Below are 16,634 nucleotides of genomic sequence, written 5' to 3'. Positions count from 1 at the left end.
TCGACAGGAGCGCCCTTCATGACCGAACTTCTCGACCTGAACACCGACGTCCTCGTCATCGGCGGCGGCCCCGCCGGAACGTGGGCCGCGCTGCGCGCACGACAATCCGGGGCGGACGTCGTCCTCGTCGACAAGGGGTACTGCGGAACCAGCGGCGCCACCGCGCCTTCGGGCACCGGCATCTGGTACGTCGACCCCGACCCGTCCGCGCGGGCGAAGGCCAAGGCCAGCCGTGAAGCGCTCGGCGGCCATCTCGCCGACCACCACTGGATGGACCGCGTCCTCGACCAGACGTACGCGAACATGAACCTCCTCGCCGAGGAAGGCCGGTACCCGTTCCCCGTCGACCCCGACACCGGCAGGCAGATCCGCACCGGACTCCAAGGGCCCGAATACATGCGGCGGATGCGGGCGTGGGTGAAGAAGGCGGGCGTCCGGATTCTCGACCACTCGCCGGCCCTCGAACTGCTCGTCGACACCGACGGCCAGGTGCGCGGCGCGGCGGGCTACCAGCGCCAGGACGACCGCGACTACCGGATCACCGCGGGCGCCGTCGTGATCGCGAGCGGCGGCTGCGCGTTCCTGTCCCGCGCCCTGGGCACGAACGTCGACACCGGCGACGGCGCGCTGATGGCCGCCGAGGTGGGCGCCACGTTCTCCGGCATGGAATTCTCCAACGCGTACGCGATCGTCCCCGCCAATTCCACCATCACCAAGACCGCCTACTACGGCTACGCCACGTTCTTCCACGCCGACGGGCGCGTCCTCGAGGGCGCCGGCTCCACCAAGGGGCGCTCGGTGATCGCGAAAACGCTGCTGTCCGAGCCGGTGTTCGCCCAACTCGACCGCGCCGACGACGACGTGCAACGCCAGATGCGGCTCGGCCAGCCCAACTTCTTCCTGCAGTTCGACCGTCGCGGCATCAACCCGTTCACCGACCGCTTCGAGGTCAGCATGCTCGCCGAGGGCACGGTGCGCGGAACCGGCGGCATCGAGGTGGTCGACGACACCTGCGCCACGTCCGTCCCCGGCCTGTTCGCGGCGGGCGACGCCGCCACCCGCGAACGCATCTGCGGCGGTTTCACCGGCGGCGGCAGCCACAACTCGGCGTGGGCGATGTCGTCCGGCAGCTGGGCGGGCACAGGGGCCGCGCGGTTCGCGCGAACCGAACGTCGGGTCCGGGCGGGCGAACTGCGTCCCGCCGGGCGGGCCGGTCTGCGTCCGACGCAACGGTCGGGGCTGGAGGCATCCGCCGTCGTCGCGGCCGCGCAGGCGGAACTCATCCCGTACGAGAAGAACTACCTGCGGGACGGTGTGCGGGTGCAGGGTGCGCTCGACGAGCTGGAGTCGTTGTGGACGGCGTTGTCGCTGGGCCTCGGCGGCGACTCCGGCGACGAACGTGTCCGGGCCCGTCAGGCCGCGGCGATCACCGCGGTGGGCCGGTGGATGTACCACTCGACGCTCGCGCGGACGGAAACCCGCGGAATGAGTAAGCGCGCCGACTACCCGGACCTCGACCCCGCGCAGCACCACCACGTGCTCACCGGTGGGCTGGACGACGTGTGGACCTCGACCGGCGCGGCACACAGTGGGCTGTTGCGGGTGGCTTCGTGATCGAGGTGCTGCTGGCCGAGGCGTGCATCGGCTGCGAGAAGTGCGTCGACGCGTGCCCCACCAACGTGTTCGACCGCACCGACACCGGGATCCCCGTGATCGCGCGGCAATCGGACTGCCAGACGTGCTTCATGTGCGAGGCGTACTGCCCGGTCGACGCGCTCTACGTGGACCCGCAGTCCACGCCGCTCGTCGACGGGCAGAACATCCCGGAGGACCACATCGGCCGGTACCGCGAGAAGCTCGGCTGGGGGAAGGGGCGTGCCGCAGGCTCACTCACGGCGGTCGGGCCGTCCCTGCCGCACGGGGCACCGCCGCCACGGCTGCACTCGTGAGTGCGTAGCGAGTCCAGGGACTCGTCAACCACTCACGGGCGGCGGAGCCGCTAGATTGGAGGCACCGGAACAGTCGTCACCTGGGGGCAGGGGTGCGGATGCAGAATTCGAAGTCGACACCGATGACCGTGCCCGGGCTGCGGGTGTACCGGCCCGAATCGCCCGCGGCGCGGATGGCGCTGGTCGGCGCAACCGTCGTGGTCGGCCTCGTGCTCATGTGGATGGCCGGGCGGTCGGGGCCCGTTCGCACGTGGATGGTGGCGGCCGGAATCGCCGTCCTGCTGGTGGCCCGGGGACTGCACCTGCGGCGGCCCGTCACCATGACACATTCGGTGGCGGCGGTGCTGTTCGTGGCGGCAGCGGATGTGGCGTACACGAGCGCACATTCGACTCCCGGGTTCCTCCTCCTCGTGGCCACCGGACCCGTGCTGATGCTGCCGGTGCGCAGTGTGCCGCAGCCCGAGGACCGTGCCCGTGTGTTCTCGCTGATCCAGCAGACCACGGACGACCCGTTGTCGCCGTTCGCCCTCAATTCGGCGAAGTCCTACTACTTCAACGCGTCGGGCAGCGCGGCGATCGCCTACCGGGCCCGGTCCGGAATAGCGGTCGTCTCCGGCGATCCCATCGGCAACGCGTTCGAATTCGGTGCCCTCCTCGACGAGTTCTCCGAGTTCGCCGCCGAACGTGGTTGGCGCGTCGCGGTGCTCGGCGCGGGGGAGCGCGTCGCCCGGCTGTGGGAGATCGGCGGCGACACCCGGAAGCCGTTGACGGCGGTCCCGATCGGGCGCGACGTAGTGATCGACGTCGGACACTTCACCCTGCACGGCAGAAAGTTCCGCAACCTCCGGCAGGCCGTGCAGCGCACCCACAACGCCGGGCTGACCACCGAGATCGTCCCGGAAGCCGCGCTCGACGAACCGACGCGGCGGGAGTTGTCGGACATCGTCGAGGACGCCCGTGCCGGACATCAGCGCCGCGGGTTCTCGATGATCCTCGACCACCTGCTGGACGGCACGCTCCCCGGTGTTCTGCTCGTCATCGCCCGTGACGGCACCGGTCGCGCCGTGGCCTTCCAGCGTTACGGCACCGCCGATTCCGCCCGCGAACTGAGCCTCGACGTTCCGTGGCGCGGCGAGGGCGCGCCGAACGGCACCGACGAACGCATGACCGTCGACGTCATCCGGTACGCCGAGCGGACCGGTGCGCGATACGTCTCGCTGTCGTTCGCGGCGTTCCCCGAACTCCTCGACCCCGACGCACCCGGTGCGGGGGCCCGGCTCTTCCGCCGTGTCCTGCACCTCGGCGACGTGCTGATCTCGCTCGAGTCGCTGTATCGCTATCTCGGCAAGTTCCATTCCGTGGGGAACCGGCGATACGTCCTCCTGCGGTTCCGTTACCTGCTGCCCGTGGCGTTCGCGTGCCTGACGTTCGAGTTCGTGCCGCATCGGGAGCGGGCCTGAGGCGCGAGGTCAGAAGTCGAAATTCTTCTCGTTCGTCGCGGTGAGCGCATCGACGACGGCCGCGAGATCGGTCTTGGAGACGTCCGGGGTCGCCTCCTTCGGCTTCGGTCGCGTCGTCTTGTCCGGTGGGGTCTGATTCTTGCCGGGCCGTTCGTCCGTCATCTGTGCACCTTCGCGATAGGCCGAGCCGGGCAGGTTTACTGACCAGTACACCGTCGGGCGTCTGCCTCCGCAACTCGACGGGGTCCTGATGTGACGCGGTCCACGTCGAACCAGCTATCGGTCAGCTATCACGGTGTGATCGACTGCGGCGACAAGTGCTCGTGGACGGCGATCCAGCCCGACTCTGCGCGCCGCCGGAAGAGGATCGTCTCCCGTTCGTCGAGCTCGACCGTTCCCGTCGAATCCCGCACGGTGGTGCCGACCCGATGCGTCAGCACCGCGACATCCGGGGCCGGGAACGTGACGTTCTGCTCGCTGGAGCGGCACGCCAGGACGCGGAACCCGTCCGCCTCCCACTCGGCCCACAGGTCGCGGTAGGCCTCGCGACTGGGCAGCGGCACCGGGTGGGTGTAGAAGACGAATGTCGCGTCCGGGCTGAACGCCTGGAAGTAGGCCGTCGTGTCGTGCTCGCCGAAAGCCCGGATCAGCGCGTCGATCGCGTGCTGGACGTCTGCCGTCGTCGTGTCAGCCATGCGCCGGGCTCTCCTCGACTGCCAGTGCGGCTTCGCTGTCTTCGATGAACCGTTCCTCGGTGTCGAGGTCGAGCGACCGGGACAGGACCCAGTACACGATCCCGGACACGGCGAGCCCGACCGCGAACGCGACGTCGACGTCACCGATGGTCGCGGCGATCGGTCCGACGTAGAACGGCAGCACCATGAACGGCACGGACGCGACGATGCCGGCGAAGAAGGCCGTCATACCCCGCCACGACCACATCCCGTACAGGCCGTCCGGCGTGAACAGGTCGGTGATGGCGTAATGCCCGCGGCGCACGAAGAAGAAGTCGGTGAGATTGACGGCGGTCCACGGCACGAGGAGGTACAGCATGATCAGCAACGTCGTGTTCAGGACGGTCGTCGAATCGGTGAAGAGCAGACTCAGCACCAGCCAGACCGCGGCCAGCGCGAGGACGGTCACCACCCGGATCCGGCGGGACGGGGTGACCTTCCGGAAGGAGTCGATGCCGGTGATCACGGTCAGCATGCCGCTGTACGCGTTCAGGCCCATGGTCGCCACCAGCACGAGCGTCGCGACGAGGGCGAGCACGCTGCCGAGGAACGGGACCACCGAGTTGCCGGCGTCGTGGATGCCTGCGAGCGCATCCGTGGCTCCGAGCCGGGTGGCCATCCACGCGCCCACCGGGATCAGCCAGACCGGCGACGCCGAGGCGCCGAGGAACACGGCCGACACGATGGCCGACGTGCGCGTGTTGCGCGGCAGGTACCGCGAGTAGTCCGACACGTACGGCGCGTAGGTGATGTTGTAGGAGGCCGCGACACTGAACTGGGCGATGAACGCCAGCAGGGTGAACCCGCCCGTCGCGGCGCCCGCGTCGCCGCCTGCGTGCCCGAACACGACGCCCCACGTGAGGATCGCCCACAGCGGCAGCGACAGCCAGAACAGCACACGGAACGACAGGTGCAGGAGATCGTGACCGTAGATCGCGAGCAGCGTCGCGACCGCGGTGATCACGACGGCGATGACGGCCGCGTTCCACCCGAAGATGCTGTGCAGACCCGCCTTGATGATGACGACGTCCACGACGTTGAACCCGACGTACGTGAACAACGTCCCGATGAGTGCGAGGACGACACCGCGATAGCCGAACTGCGCGCGGGACTGCACCATCTGCGGGAGTCCGAGCACCGGTCCCTGCGACGCGTGGAACGCCATGAACAACGTTCCGAAGAAGATGCCGAGAATGCCCGCGACGACCGTCCAGCCCAACGACAGGCCGAGGGCGGGGCCGACGAAGCCGATGGCCACCGTGAAGGGCTGGAAGTTTCCGACGAACCAGAAGGGGCCCTGGTCGCGGACCTTCCCGTGACGTTCGTCCTCGGGGACGTAGTCGATCGAGCGGGTCTCGATGGTGCCACCGAGGGGCGCGGCGGTGTCGCCGGAGTGATCTGACACTGAAACTCCTAGGAGGTGCTGTGGCTCTGATCACTACTCTGCGCACTGCGCCGCCCCGGCACCAGAGGCGAGATGTACAGTTCGTCTATTACGGTTGGGCAATTAGTACAAGAGGTCGCCGGTGATCACCGTCCAGGACGTCCTGTCTGCTCCCACGCTGCGGCTCACGTCGATGAGCGGGACGGCGGGAGTCGGCAACCCCATCACCGCAGCGCACGTGTCCGAACTGACGCGTCCGCGGGACTGGCTCCAGGGCGGCGAGTTGCTGATGACCGTCGGCCTGATGCTTCCCACCACCGAATCCGGGTGCCGCGACTACGTGCGGGATTGCGTCGCGGGCGGGGTCGCCGCACTGTGCCTCGGTCTGGGGCACGGGCTGCCCTTTCAGGCGCCACCGGCGCCACTCGTCGCGGCGGCGCGTGAATTCGGCGTCCCGCTGCTCATCGCCCCCGACTCGGTGCCGTTCATCGCCATCACCAAGTGGATCTTCTCCCGGATAGCAGAGGAAGAGAAACGCGCGCTCGAGGACGCCATCGAACTGAGCTATCAGCTCACCGCGGTCGCGGCCGGACCGTCGCCGCTGAGCGGACTGCTCGGCAAATGGCGTTCCGTCAGCGGCTCACTGTGCGCGGTGCTGGACGCGTCGGGCGGGGTCGTTCAGCTTTCCGATGGCGTCGATGCGGCGTTCCTGCAGGACGCCCACGACCAAGTAGGTCGCTACACCACCCGCGCCAAGGGCTGGACGGCGTTCGGCGGTGCCGGTCGGCGGGAACTCGAACTGCACCCCGTTCGCATCGAGAACCCGCTCGCGTTCGTCGTGCTCGAGCGGTCGGCGGACAACGCGCTGCGGCACGCGTCCAATGTTCTCGTCTCGCTGCTGTCGCTCGAACTCGAACGCCGTCACGTGGCCGGCGAACCCGAGCGGCAGCGGCGGGCGGCGGCGCTGGCGCAGCTGCTCAGACCCGGACTCCGGAGGGAGCGCGCCCATCAGATCGCCGCCGGCATCGGGCTGCCCCGGGACCCCCTGCAGATCGCCGTCGTGCGCTCCACTCCCGAGGCGGTGGCCGACCTGACCGTCCGGATCGGTTCGGCCCTCTCGGATTCCGTCCTGAGACAGCGCAACTCGGACATCGAGATCGCGCACCCCGAGGTCGCCGGGCTGGCGGAACTGCTGTCGAGCGTGGCGGAGGGATGCGCGATCGGGATCGGTGCGCTGGTTCCCGTGGACGCGCTGGCCGTGTCGGCGATGCAGGCGCGGTCCCTCGTCGCCGTCAGCGCCCGACTGGGTCGCGCCGTCGACGCCAAGGAAGGGGAGACCGTCCAGTTGCTGCTCCGGCTCGGCTCGGCCGACGTGCTCAGCGGCTTCTCCACCGCCGTGCTCGCACCCCTCGATCAGCTCGAGCCGCGCGAACGCGTCGAACTCCAGCGAACGCTCGAGGAATGGCTGCGAGCCAACGGGGCATGGGACCCCGCCGCGGCCGCCCTCTCCGTGCACCGCAACACCGTCCGGAACCGGATCGACAAGATCGCGGCACTGACCGGGCGGAACCTCGACCAGGCCGACGACCGCATGGAGCTGTGGCTGGCGCTCAAGGCCAGGGCGGTGACCCCGTCTTCGGACGAACCCGACTGACGGTCACGCCCGGACCAGGATCTTCACCGCCGTGTCGTTGTGCTCGATCAACGTCGTGAGGCCCTCCGAGACCAGATTGTCGAGTTCGATCCGCCCGGTGATGAACGGAGCGAGGTCGATCACGCCGCTGCGGACCATCTCGATCACCGCCTCGTGATCGCGGACGTAGGCGATGGTGCCGCGCAGGTCGATCTCCTTGAGGACGAGCTTCTGCATGTCGACCGTCGCGGGCTTGCCCCAGATCGACACATTCACCACCACGGCTGCGGGCCGGACGGCGTCGAGGATGGTGTCGAGGACGACGTCGACCCCGGCGCACTCGAACCCGAGATCCGCGCCGACACCGTCGGTCAGCTCGAGCACCCGGGCCTTCACGTCCTCCGACGACGGGTCGATCACGTGATGCGCGACGCCGCTGGACAGCGCCTTCTGCTTCCGGGCGTCACTGAGTTCCGTGACGATCGTGGTGACACCCAGACCCTTCAGGACCGCGGCCACGAGGAGTCCGATCGGCCCCGCACCACCGACCAGCGCGACGTCGCCGGCCTTCGCCCCGCTGCGGACGACCGCATGGTGCGCGACGCTGAGCGGTTCGATCAGGGCCGCCTCGTCGAGCGGGATGTCACCGATCTTGTGCACCCACCGGCGGTCGACCACCACCTTCTCGCTGAGTCCGCCTCCGCCACCGGCCAATCCGATGAAACCCATCTTCGTGCACAGGTGATAGTTGCCTGCCTTGCAGGACGCGCACTCGTTACACACGAAGTACGGCTCCACCACCACGTTGTCGCCCACGGCGACATCGGTGACGCCCTCGCCGACCTCCTCCACCGTGCCGGAGAACTCGTGGCCCATCGTCACCGGCGCGTTCTCGTGCGACAGCGGATGCGGATGTCCCGGCGGGGAGATGAAAATCGGGCCTTCCAGGTACTCGTGCAGATCGGTGCCACAGATGCCGCACCACGCGACCCGGAGTTTCACCGCGCCCGGCCGCAATTCCGGCTCCGGGATGTCGTCGATCCGGATGTCGCGTCGGCCGTGGAAGCGTGCTGCCCTCATGAATCCGCCCTCACTACGTTGTGAACGTGCTGATTCGGGGAACGGTACGGTCGCGCGGCCGGGGGCGGGAAGAGTTGCAGTGTGTTGCAATTCGATGGCGCCGGTGTGACGTTCACCGGCGGATAGCTGGTTTGGCCCGATCTGCGGGTACCTTCGAGGGGAAAGACTGGTTCGATCTGGGGGAGTGAGGCATGGCACGCATACGCACGGCGGCTGAAGCTGAAATCAACGCCGCCGAGCAGATGCAGAAGCTCGGTTACGGCGACGCCACGGCGCTACTCGGAGGCGCGGACGGCGGCATCGACGTCTACTCGTCACGCGCATACGCGCAGGTGAAGTGGCGTGGCGGCAGTGCAGGCAAGTCGGACCTCGCGAACCTCTACGACACCCGCGGAACCAGCCACGCCCGGAAACTCCTGTACTTCTCCGGCCCCGGATACACCGACGAGGCCGTCGACTACGCGGACGCGGTGGGTATCGCCCTGTTCCGGTGCGAGCCCGACGGCGAAACCCCGCCGGTCGGCGCCCACGCCCCGAAACTGGTGGCCGCCGCGCGTAACTCGACGGTTGCGGTGGCCCCGTCCCCGCCGCCCCCACCCGAGCCCGAATCGCCGGCGCGCATCGTCGCCCGCAACGCATGGGCGATGGTCGCAGGCTTCTTCGGCGCGCACTGGCGACTCCTCGGCGCCGTCGTCTGCACGATTGTCCTCATGATCGCCCCCTTCGGCGAAGGGAACGTCGGGCTCCGCGTGTTCGCGACGATCCTCGCCGTCGTCGGCGCGCCCGTGTTCTGGCTCCTCTACGTCCAGCACCGGCACGCGAAGGACAGGTGAGACGAGAAACCACCGTCAGTAACGTGCTGACGGTGGTTTCTCGTTGCGGGTTCGGAGTGGGCGAATCTCAGTTCGCGGTCGGGAGCGACTTCAGCGACGTGACGGTGGCGACGCAGGCGCGAGCGGCCTCGGCGCCCTTCTTGACGAAGTGATCGTGGAAGTAGTTGAGGTGCTCGTCGTGCTCGTGGAAGTGGTGCGGCGTCAGCACAACCGAGAACACCGGCACATCCGTGTCGAGTTGCACGCGCATGAGGCCGTCGATCACCGCGGTCGCGACGAACTCGTGGCGGTAGATGCCACCGTCCACGACGAGCGCGGCGGCGACGACGGCGTCGTAACGCCCGGTGAGGGCGAGGCGTCGTGCGTGCAGCGGGATCTCGAACGCGCCCGGCACCTCGAAGAAGTCCAGCTCGTCCTTCGAATACCCCAGCGTGTTCACCTCATCGGTGAAACCCTCGCGTGCGCGGTCGACGATGTTGCGGTGCCACGTGGCCTGGATGAACGCGATTCGTCCCTGACTCTCACTCATGGTCTGAAACTACTGCACCGGACCTAGCGCTGTGAACGGGGCAGTGCCGTGGACCGGCCCCACCCGGAGTCGTCGGTGAGGTGCTCGAGCAGCGGCTGAATCCGGTACGGCAGCGGGCTGGTCAGCGCGATGGTAGTGGTCGAATGCGTGATGCCGGGCAGGTTCGCGATCTTCTCCAGCAACTTCTGCAGCTCCGCGTGCGTGGACGTGGCCACCCGCACCAGCAGATCTTCGCGGCCGGTGGTCGCGTGGATCTCGATGACCTCCGGCAGGTCTACGAGGCGGTTGCCGACGGCGGTGAGCTTGCCCTGTTCGAGTTCGAGCCCGACGAACGCCTGGATGGGAATCCCGACCTCGGCGAGGTCGAGGTTGGGGCGGAAGCCGGTGAGCAGCCCGCTGGTCTCCATGCGCTTCATCCGGGACTGCACGGTGTTGCGAGCGACGCCCAGCGAGTTGGCGAGTTCGGCCACGCTCATGCGTGAGTCCTTGCCGAGCAGTCCGAGCAACTGCACGTCGAGCTTGTCGATGCTGAGCACTTTGGGTACCTCCGGGAAGTGACGACCGTCACCTGTTGCGTGAACTGATCAGTTGATCCGATTTGCGTTGACCAAATCTTAGACCAGATACAGGATCAAGCTCACGAAATGCTCAACGCGACGGATCGGGAATCGCAGATGACTCAGTTAGACGACGCTCGCACCAGTGCAGCATCCTTTGATCTCGCCGACCGATACCGGGCCGACTCGGGCCCGGTGTTGATGACCGGTGTGCAGGCCATCGCCCGCCAGCTGGTGGAGCAGCACGAACGCGACCGCCGCGCGGGACTGAACGTCGCGACGTTCGTCTCCGGCTACCAGGGCAGCCCCCTCGCCGGCCTCGACCGCACCATCGCCGCCATCCCCACGTTGAGCACCGACCACGACGTGAAGTTCGTGCCCGGCATGAACGAGGAACTCGCCGCGACGTCCGTCTGGGGCAGCCAGGTCGACCTCCCGCAGGGGGAGCGCACCCACGACGGCGTCGTCGGCGTCTGGTACGGCAAGGGTCCCGGCCTCGACCGCGCCAGCGACTCCATCCGGCACGCCGCCATGTACGGCGCCAACGCCCGCGGCGGTGTCCTCGTCCTCGTCGGCGACGACCCCAACGCCAAGTCCTCCACCATCCCCTGCGCCAGCGAGCGGTCCATGGCCGCGATGGGCATGCCCGTGTTCTTCCCGCGCAACGCCGAGGAGGTCATCACGTTCGGCCTCTACGGTGTGGCGCTGTCGCGGATCTCCGGCTGCTGGTCGGGCATGAAGATCGTCGCCGACGTGGCCGACGGACTCTGGACCCTCGACCGCGACTTCGCCGACCTCGACATCGAGCTCCCCGAGATCGAGTGGAACGGCAAGCCGTGGTCGTACCGGCAGCGCGTGCTCGCATCCCCGCCCGACAGCGTCTACGCCGAGGCCGACCTGTACGGGCCGCGCTGGGCGATGGTCGAGGCGTTCAACGCCGCCAACGAGATCGACAAGATCGAGGTGAACCCGCGCACCGCGTGGCTGGGCATCGCCGCCGTCGGCACCGCCTACGACTCGCTGCGCCAGGCCCTGCTCGACCTCGGGCTCGGCGACTCCCAGCTCGAGGACGCCGGCATCCGCATCCTCCGCGTCGGCATGCCCTACCCGCTGGGCGCCGACAAGGTTCGCGAACTCGCCGACGGCGTCGAGCAGGTCCTCGTCGTCGAGGAGAAGATGCCGTTCGTCGAGTCGCAGCTCAAGGACATCCTCTACGGCGGCGCCAGCGCACCGGCCGTGCTGGGGAAGAAGAACGCGCAGGGCAAGAACCTGATCCCCGTCGACGGTGAACTGACCGCCGCCCGTCTCACCGGACCGTTGCGCCGCGTCCTGAAGGACCGGGTCGCGCTGACGCCGGCCCCGCCGCCGCGCCTCGAGCTGACCGTCCTCCCGACGTCGCGCACCCCGTACTTCTGCTCCGGCTGCCCGCACAACCGCTCCACCGCGGTGCCCGAGGGATCGATCGCGGGCGGCGGCATCGGCTGCCACACGCTGGTCACGATGTCCGGCCGCACCGACAGCGCCGTCACGATGCTCACCCAGATGGGCGGCGAGGGCGCGCAGTGGATCGGGCAGGCCCCGTTCAGCGACGTCAAGCACATGTTCCAGAACGTCGGCGACGGCACCTACTTCCACTCCGGCCAGCTCGCCGTGCAGGCGTGCGTCGCCGCCGGCGTCAACATCACGTACAAGGTGCTCTACAACTCCGCCGTCGCGATGACCGGCGCGCAGGACGCCGAGGCCGGGCTGACCGTGCCGCAGCTGACCCACAAGCTGGCGTCCGAGGGCGTCAAGCAGATCATCGTCTGCGCCGAGGACCCCAAGCGGCACAAGGGTGCCCACTTCGCCGCCAACACACTGCTGTGGGACCGGACCCGGCTCGACGAGGCGCAGCGCGTCCTGCGCGACATCGAGGGCGTCACCGTGCTGATCTTCGACCAGCAGTGCGCCGCCGAGGCCCGCCGCAAGCGCAAGCGCGGCAAGCTGCCCGCCCGCCGCACCCGCGTCGTCATCAACGAGGCGGTCTGCGAGGGCTGCGGCGACTGTGGCGTCAAGTCCAACTGCCTGTCCGTGCAGCCCGTCGACACCGAATTCGGCCGCAAGACCAAGATCGACCAGACCAGCTGCAACACCGACTACTCCTGCCTCGAGGGCGACTGCCCGTCGTTCGTGACGGTCGAGCTGCCCGAGGAAGGCGCACCGAAGACGTTGCGCGAGATCCCGGTTCCGCCGGAGGTCGGCGACCCCGATCCCGCCGTGTGGACCGGAACGCACAACCTGTTCATGGCCGGTGTCGGTGGTACCGGCATCGTCACCGTCAACCAGGTGCTGGGCATGGCCGCGCTGCGCGCCGGGCTGCACGTCGAAGGACTCGACCAGACCGGTCTCAGCCAGAAGGCCGGACCCGTCACGTCGCACCTGCGGCTCAGCGATCAGAAGACGCGGTCGGGAAGCTCGGCGCCGTCCAACCGGATCAGCCCCGCGACCGCCGACTGCGTCCTCGCGTTCGACCTGCTGACGGCGGCCGACGCCAAGTACGCCGGCTTCGGCAGCTCCGACCGCACCATCACCGTCGCGTCGACCAGCCAGACCCCGACCGGCGACATGGTCTACGACCCCGCCGTCCGCTACCCGGACGAGGACAAGCTGCTCGAGCGTCTCGACGTCTCGGCCCGCGAACTGACCGCGATCGACGGGCTCGCCGCCGCCACCGCTCTGTTCGGTAGCACCGCCGCCGCCAACTTCCTGCTGGTCGGCGCGGCCTACCAGGCCGGCGGACTGCCCGTCCCCGCCCGGTTCATCGAGGAGGCCCTCGAGATCAACGGGGTGGCCGTCGAGTCCAACAAGGCGGCGTTCCACTGGGGACGCGTCGCCGTCGCCGACCGGGAAGCGTTCCTGGCCGCCACCAGCTCGGCCGCCGTGGCTCAGCGCAGCGACACCGTCGTCCCGGCGCACCTGTTCGCCGGATCCACCCTCGACGGCACGACGCTCGAGCTCACCGAACGCCGCGCCGCGAACCTCGTTGCCTTCCAGGGTGACCGCGTCGCCGCCCGCTACATCGCCCTGGTGCAGCAGGCATGGGACGCCGAGCGCGAGCTGGGCAGCCGGACCGAGTTCAGCGAGGCCGTCGCCGCCGGACTGCACAAGCTCACCGCCTACAAGGACGAGTACGAGGTGGCCCGGATGCTCACCGACCAGGCGTTCCTCGACGCCGCCGCCGGTGAGGTCCCCGGCGCGGGCAAGCTCACCTACAAGCTGCACCCGCCCGTCCTCAAGGCCGTGGGCCGCAAGACCAAGATCGGTTTCGGCCCCCGCTCGCACGTCGCGCTCAAGACCCTCGCCAAGGCGAAGTTCCTGCGCGGCACCGCGTTCGACCCGTTCGGCTACGCCAAGGTCCGTCGTCTCGAGCGTCAGCTGCTCGCGCACTACGAGACCACGGTGGCCGGCCTCGTCGCCGACCTCTCCGCCGACACCTACGACACCGCAACGCTGATCGCCGCGACTCCCGACCTCGTCCGGGGCTACGAGGACGTGAAGCTGCGCAACGTCACCGTCTACCTCCAGCGTCTCGCCGAACTCGGCGTCGACACCTCCACCATCACGATTGCCACCACTCCGGAAAGGTCCTGAGAAGACATGACTCTCACCGCGGAACGTCACGACACCGCACTGCCCGAAAACGCTGGAGTGTTCGAGCGCACCGATTTCCCCACCGACACCGCCCACGAGCAGGTGACGTACTTCCGGGACCCCGCCACCGGACTCAAGGCGATCGTCGCGATCCACGACACCACCCTCGGGCCGGCGCTCGGCGGCACCCGCTTCTACCCGTACGCCGACGAGGCCGCCGCCCTCAAGGACGTCCTGCGGCTGTCGCGGGGCATGACCTACAAGTCGGCGATCGCCGGAGTCGACCTCGGCGGCGGCAAGGCCGTCATCATCGGCGACCCCGCCACCGGCAAGTCGGAGGCGCTGCTCGAGGCGTACGCCCGCTTCGTCCAGACGCTCGGCGGCCGGTACATCACCGCCGGTGACGTGGGCACCAACTCCGACGACCTCGACGTGATGGGCCGCGCCACCGACTATGTCGTCGGACGCAACACGTCCGCCGGCGGGTCCGGCGACAGCGCCCCGATGACCGCGCTCGGCGTGTTCCAGGGCATGCGGGCCGCCGCCCAGGCCAAGTGGGGCACCCCGAGCCTCGCCGGCCGCACCGTCGGCGTCGAGGGCACCGGCAAGGTCGGCTACCAGCTGATCAAGCTGCTGCTCGCCGACGGCGCGTCGGTGGTCGCCACCGACGTCAACGCCGCCGCACTCGACCGCGTGGCCCGCGACTTCCCCGAGGTCAAGATCGCGTCCAGCGTCATCGGCCAGGAACTCGACGTCTACGCACCCTGCGCGATGGGCGCCACGCTCACCGACGAATCCGTCGCCGCGATCACCGCACAGGTGATCTGCGGGGCCGCGAACAACCAGCTCGCCCACCCCGCGGTCGAGCACGACCTCGGCGAACGCGGCATCACCTGGGTCCCCGACTACGTCGCCAACGGCGGCGGACTCATCCAGGTCGCCGGTGAGCGGCTCGGCACGTCCGCCGACGACGTCCGCGCGCAGGTCGAGAAGATCTTCGCCACCGTCGTGCAGATCCTCGACGTCGCGAAGCGGGACGGCATCCTCGCCGGCGCCGCGGCCGACGCCGTCGCCGAGGCCCGCATCGCAGCAGCCAAGTAGGCGGCTCCGCCGCCCGTGAGTGGTTAACGAGTCCCTGCACTCGTTGACCACTCACGGGCGCGAAGCGCCTAGGCCGTCAGCCGCCGGTGCAGCTCCCAGGCATTGCGCTCGACCCGGTTGGATTCGAGCATCCCGTCGGCGCGGACGTTCCACACCGCGGTGCCTGTCAGATGGATCGGTTGCCCGTCGGGTTCGGTGCCCATGAATCCGCGGTTGCGGCCGGTCATTTCCCACAGCGATGCGACGCGGGAGCCGTCCTCGTTCTGGAACGTCTCGACGGGGATGAACTCCAGATCCTCGACGGTCGACTGAAACTTCAGCACCCATTCCTTGAAGGCGTCCCGGCCGCGGATGGCCTCCCCGCCGGTGACGATGACGAAATCGTCGACGACGAGCTCGTCGATCGCGTGCGGGTCCTGGGGTGACTGCCACACCCGGGCCCAGAAATTCTCGACTGCGTGAACTCCGTGTTGTACAGACATGGTTTCCTTGCCTCTCGCTAACTTGGTATTTCCAAGTTAGCACGGATACGACGAGGTCGCGCCCCGTTCTTCACGAGTTCCGGTTAACCCTGCGGATCGCCCGCCGGGGCCGGAGCGCCCTGCTGTACATGCAGAGTCGATGCCGGAACGCGGCGACCGTCGTCGGTGACGAAGGCGAGGTACACCGCCTCGCCGGTGGTCTCGTCGGTGTACTCGGGGGAGGTGCTACCCGGACGCGGCAGATGGTCGCGACCGAACTGGCCCAGCGCCCCGATCACGACGTGCAACTGCTTGCCCTTCTCGGTCAGCACGTACTCCCGACGTTCCCGCGACCCCTCCTGGCGATAGGCGCGGCGTTCGAGGATTCCTTCGTCGACGAGCATCGCCAACCGTGCGGTGAGCACGTCGGACGCCACCCCGAGACTGCGGGTGAACTCCGAGAACCGGCTGTGGCCCCAGAAGGCGTCGCGGACGATGAGCAGCGTCCACTTGTCGCCCAGGAGTTCGAGGGTGCGCGCGATGGAGCAACTGGCAGGCGTGGCCGACGACGGACTCATGCCACGAGAATAGTCCTTCCTGGCTTGGCAGGTCCAAGCCAGCGGCTTCGCCGCCCGTGCGCGGCGAACGAGTGCAGAGACTCGCTAACCGCGCACGGGCGCGAAGCGCCTCACGCCCGCATCCCCGTGACGACGGCGTCGAGGAACTCGTCCGCGATCTCCTCGGGTGTCTCGGCGCCCGCGGGGGTGATCCACAGGTAGCTGTAGTTGAACATGCCCAGCAGGCCCTTGACCATCAGCCGCGGGAGAGCACGGAACTGTCCGTCGCGGATGCCCTGCTCCAGCGCGTTCCGCCAATGCGATTCGTAGCGTTCACGTTCGGCGATGATGCGATCCCGACGCTCGTCCGTCAGGGCGTGGTACTCGCGGAAGAACACCGTCCACTCCGCACGGTGCTCGGCGATGTTCCGCATGAGCGCTCGTGCAAGACCGCGCAGCCGCTTCTCCGGATCGGCCTCGGACAGCGCGAGTTCGTCGGCGACCGTGTTCATCTGCGCGAGTTGCCGGCTGCTGATCTCGTAGAGGATTGCCTCCTTGCTGCCGATGTAGTGGTACAGCGCGCCCCGGCCCAGTCCGGTGGCCTCACCGATTTCGGCGACCCCGGTGCCGTGGTAGCCCGACTTCGCGAACAATTCGGCGGCCACCTGCAGGACTCGGTCCCGGTTGGCGTCGTACTTGTCGCTCATCGAAGGGCCCCTTTGTCTC

16 protein-coding genes are annotated in these 16,634 nt (G+C 68.6%); 7 read left to right on the top strand and 9 right to left on the bottom strand.

The window, feature by feature from the left end; translation table 11 throughout:
- Nucleotides 1-18 precede the first annotated feature (18 nt).
- The 3 genes from CJ177_RS39930 to CJ177_RS39920 all read left to right on the top strand — a co-directional run bounded on the left by CJ177_RS39930 (nucleotide 19) and on the right by CJ177_RS39920 (nucleotide 3,409).
- Nucleotides 19-1,614 carry an FAD-dependent oxidoreductase gene (locus CJ177_RS39930; RefSeq protein WP_095870304.1) on the top strand — a complete coding sequence of 532 codons (1,596 nt, stop codon included), beginning with the start codon at nucleotides 19-21 and terminating at the stop codon, nucleotides 1,612-1,614.
- Nucleotides 1,611-1,949: a ferredoxin family protein gene (locus tag CJ177_RS39925; protein ID WP_061697200.1), complete on the top strand. Its 339-nt coding sequence runs from the start codon at nucleotides 1,611-1,613 to the stop codon at nucleotides 1,947-1,949. Before CJ177_RS39930 ends, CJ177_RS39925 begins: the two co-directional genes overlap by 4 nt.
- 98 nt (nucleotides 1,950-2,047) lie before the next feature.
- The gene (locus tag CJ177_RS39920) at nucleotides 2,048-3,409 is read left to right on the top strand and encodes a bifunctional lysylphosphatidylglycerol flippase/synthetase MprF (RefSeq protein WP_037183206.1); all 1,362 of its coding nucleotides are present in this window, start codon (nucleotides 2,048-2,050) and stop codon (nucleotides 3,407-3,409) included.
- A gap of 9 nt (nucleotides 3,410-3,418) precedes the next feature.
- On the opposite strand, the gene CJ177_RS47735 is transcribed toward CJ177_RS39920, so the two are convergent.
- The 3 genes from CJ177_RS47735 to CJ177_RS39910 form a co-directional block, all read right to left on the bottom strand.
- Nucleotides 3,419-3,571: a hypothetical protein gene (locus tag CJ177_RS47735; RefSeq protein ID WP_007300518.1), complete on the bottom strand. Its 153-nt coding sequence runs from the start codon at nucleotides 3,569-3,571 to the stop codon at nucleotides 3,419-3,421.
- Between the two features lie 128 nt (nucleotides 3,572-3,699).
- Nucleotides 3,700-4,104, bottom strand: coding sequence for a nuclear transport factor 2 family protein (locus CJ177_RS39915; RefSeq protein WP_061697193.1), 405 nt, complete (start codon nucleotides 4,102-4,104; stop codon nucleotides 3,700-3,702).
- Nucleotides 4,097-5,548, bottom strand: coding sequence for a cytosine permease (locus CJ177_RS39910; RefSeq protein WP_005252714.1), 1,452 nt, complete (start codon nucleotides 5,546-5,548; stop codon nucleotides 4,097-4,099). The genes CJ177_RS39915 and CJ177_RS39910 overlap by 8 nt, the downstream gene beginning before the upstream one ends.
- A 121-nt stretch (nucleotides 5,549-5,669) precedes the next feature.
- Between CJ177_RS39910 and CJ177_RS39905 the strand changes: the two genes are divergently transcribed.
- Complete coding sequence (locus CJ177_RS39905) at nucleotides 5,670-7,181, top strand: PucR family transcriptional regulator (protein WP_061697192.1); 1,512 nt, start codon at nucleotides 5,670-5,672, stop codon at nucleotides 7,179-7,181.
- Nucleotides 7,182-7,184: 3 nt separating this feature from the next.
- Here the strand turns inward: CJ177_RS39905 and CJ177_RS39900 are convergent, their stop codons facing one another.
- A complete protein-coding gene (locus CJ177_RS39900; RefSeq protein WP_005252717.1) occupies nucleotides 7,185-8,240 on the bottom strand; it encodes a 2,3-butanediol dehydrogenase in 1,056 nt (351 codons plus the stop codon).
- 191 nt (nucleotides 8,241-8,431) lie between these two features.
- On the opposite strand from CJ177_RS39900, the gene CJ177_RS39895 reads away from it, so the two are divergent.
- Nucleotides 8,432-9,073 (top strand): restriction endonuclease, encoded by a 642-nt coding sequence (locus tag CJ177_RS39895; RefSeq protein ID WP_005252719.1) that lies wholly within the window; start codon nucleotides 8,432-8,434, stop codon nucleotides 9,071-9,073.
- 67 nt (nucleotides 9,074-9,140) lie between these two features.
- On the opposite strand, the gene CJ177_RS39890 is transcribed toward CJ177_RS39895, so the two are convergent.
- Both CJ177_RS39890 and CJ177_RS39885 read right to left on the bottom strand, forming a co-directional pair.
- Complete coding sequence (locus CJ177_RS39890) at nucleotides 9,141-9,602, bottom strand: 6,7-dimethyl-8-ribityllumazine synthase (RefSeq protein WP_005252720.1); 462 nt, start codon at nucleotides 9,600-9,602, stop codon at nucleotides 9,141-9,143.
- A gap of 23 nt (nucleotides 9,603-9,625) precedes the next feature.
- Nucleotides 9,626-10,138, bottom strand: a complete 513-nt coding sequence (locus tag CJ177_RS39885) for an Lrp/AsnC family transcriptional regulator (RefSeq protein WP_005252722.1) — start codon at nucleotides 10,136-10,138, stop codon at nucleotides 9,626-9,628.
- A gap of 138 nt (nucleotides 10,139-10,276) precedes the next feature.
- On the opposite strand from CJ177_RS39885, the gene CJ177_RS39880 reads away from it, so the two are divergent.
- On the top strand, nucleotides 10,277-13,789 hold the full coding sequence (locus CJ177_RS39880) for an indolepyruvate ferredoxin oxidoreductase family protein (RefSeq protein ID WP_373560076.1): 3,513 nt from the start codon (nucleotides 10,277-10,279) through the stop codon (nucleotides 13,787-13,789).
- A gap of 6 nt (nucleotides 13,790-13,795) precedes the next feature.
- Nucleotides 13,796-14,890, top strand: coding sequence for a Glu/Leu/Phe/Val dehydrogenase (locus CJ177_RS39875; protein WP_095870302.1), 1,095 nt, complete (start codon nucleotides 13,796-13,798; stop codon nucleotides 14,888-14,890).
- Between the two features lie 68 nt (nucleotides 14,891-14,958).
- On the opposite strand, the gene CJ177_RS39870 is transcribed toward CJ177_RS39875, so the two are convergent.
- From CJ177_RS39870 to CJ177_RS39860, 3 genes are all read right to left on the bottom strand, one after another.
- A complete protein-coding gene (locus CJ177_RS39870; RefSeq protein ID WP_061697190.1) occupies nucleotides 14,959-15,372 on the bottom strand; it encodes an ester cyclase in 414 nt (137 codons plus the stop codon).
- Nucleotides 15,373-15,455: 83 nt separating this feature from the next.
- Nucleotides 15,456-15,929 (bottom strand): helix-turn-helix domain-containing protein, encoded by a 474-nt coding sequence (locus tag CJ177_RS39865; RefSeq protein WP_095870301.1) that lies wholly within the window; start codon nucleotides 15,927-15,929, stop codon nucleotides 15,456-15,458.
- Between the two features lie 110 nt (nucleotides 15,930-16,039).
- Complete coding sequence (locus CJ177_RS39860) at nucleotides 16,040-16,615, bottom strand: TetR/AcrR family transcriptional regulator (protein ID WP_005252730.1); 576 nt, start codon at nucleotides 16,613-16,615, stop codon at nucleotides 16,040-16,042.
- Nucleotides 16,616-16,634: the final 19 nt, after the last annotated feature.

It is taken from the genome of Rhodococcus sp. ACPA1 (genome assembly GCF_002300195.1).
Classification (GTDB): Bacteria; Actinomycetota; Actinomycetes; order Mycobacteriales; family Mycobacteriaceae; genus Rhodococcus_F; species Rhodococcus_F opacus.
Note: the sequence above shows the minus strand (reverse complement) of the source record. Positions and strands in the feature narration are given on the sequence as shown.

What these genes read in the sequence shown, in the direction of transcription:
- CJ177_RS39900 (WP_005252717.1), bottom strand. Translation starts at nt 8,240, where the DNA reads ATGAGGGCAGCACGCTTCCACGGCCGACGCGACATCCGGATCGACGAC.
- CJ177_RS39915 (WP_061697193.1), bottom strand. Translation starts at nt 4,104, where the DNA reads ATGGCTGACACGACGACGGCAGACGTCCAGCACGCGATCGACGCGCTG.
- CJ177_RS39860 (WP_005252730.1), bottom strand. Translation starts at nt 16,615, where the DNA reads ATGAGCGACAAGTACGACGCCAACCGGGACCGAGTCCTGCAGGTGGCC.
- CJ177_RS39895 (WP_005252719.1), top strand. Translation starts at nt 8,432, where the DNA reads ATGGCACGCATACGCACGGCGGCTGAAGCTGAAATCAACGCCGCCGAG.
- CJ177_RS39890 (WP_005252720.1), bottom strand. Translation starts at nt 9,602, where the DNA reads ATGAGTGAGAGTCAGGGACGAATCGCGTTCATCCAGGCCACGTGGCAC.
- CJ177_RS39865 (WP_095870301.1), bottom strand. Translation starts at nt 15,929, where the DNA reads ATGAGTCCGTCGTCGGCCACGCCTGCCAGTTGCTCCATCGCGCGCACC.
- CJ177_RS39920 (WP_037183206.1), top strand. Translation starts at nt 2,048, where the DNA reads ATGCAGAATTCGAAGTCGACACCGATGACCGTGCCCGGGCTGCGGGTG.
- CJ177_RS39875 (WP_095870302.1), top strand. Translation starts at nt 13,796, where the DNA reads ATGACTCTCACCGCGGAACGTCACGACACCGCACTGCCCGAAAACGCT.
- CJ177_RS39880 (WP_373560076.1), top strand. Translation starts at nt 10,277, where the DNA reads ATGACTCAGTTAGACGACGCTCGCACCAGTGCAGCATCCTTTGATCTC.
- CJ177_RS39930 (WP_095870304.1), top strand. Translation starts at nt 19, where the DNA reads ATGACCGAACTTCTCGACCTGAACACCGACGTCCTCGTCATCGGCGGC.
- CJ177_RS47735 (WP_007300518.1), bottom strand. Translation starts at nt 3,571, where the DNA reads ATGACGGACGAACGGCCCGGCAAGAATCAGACCCCACCGGACAAGACG.
- CJ177_RS39870 (WP_061697190.1), bottom strand. Translation starts at nt 15,372, where the DNA reads ATGTCTGTACAACACGGAGTTCACGCAGTCGAGAATTTCTGGGCCCGG.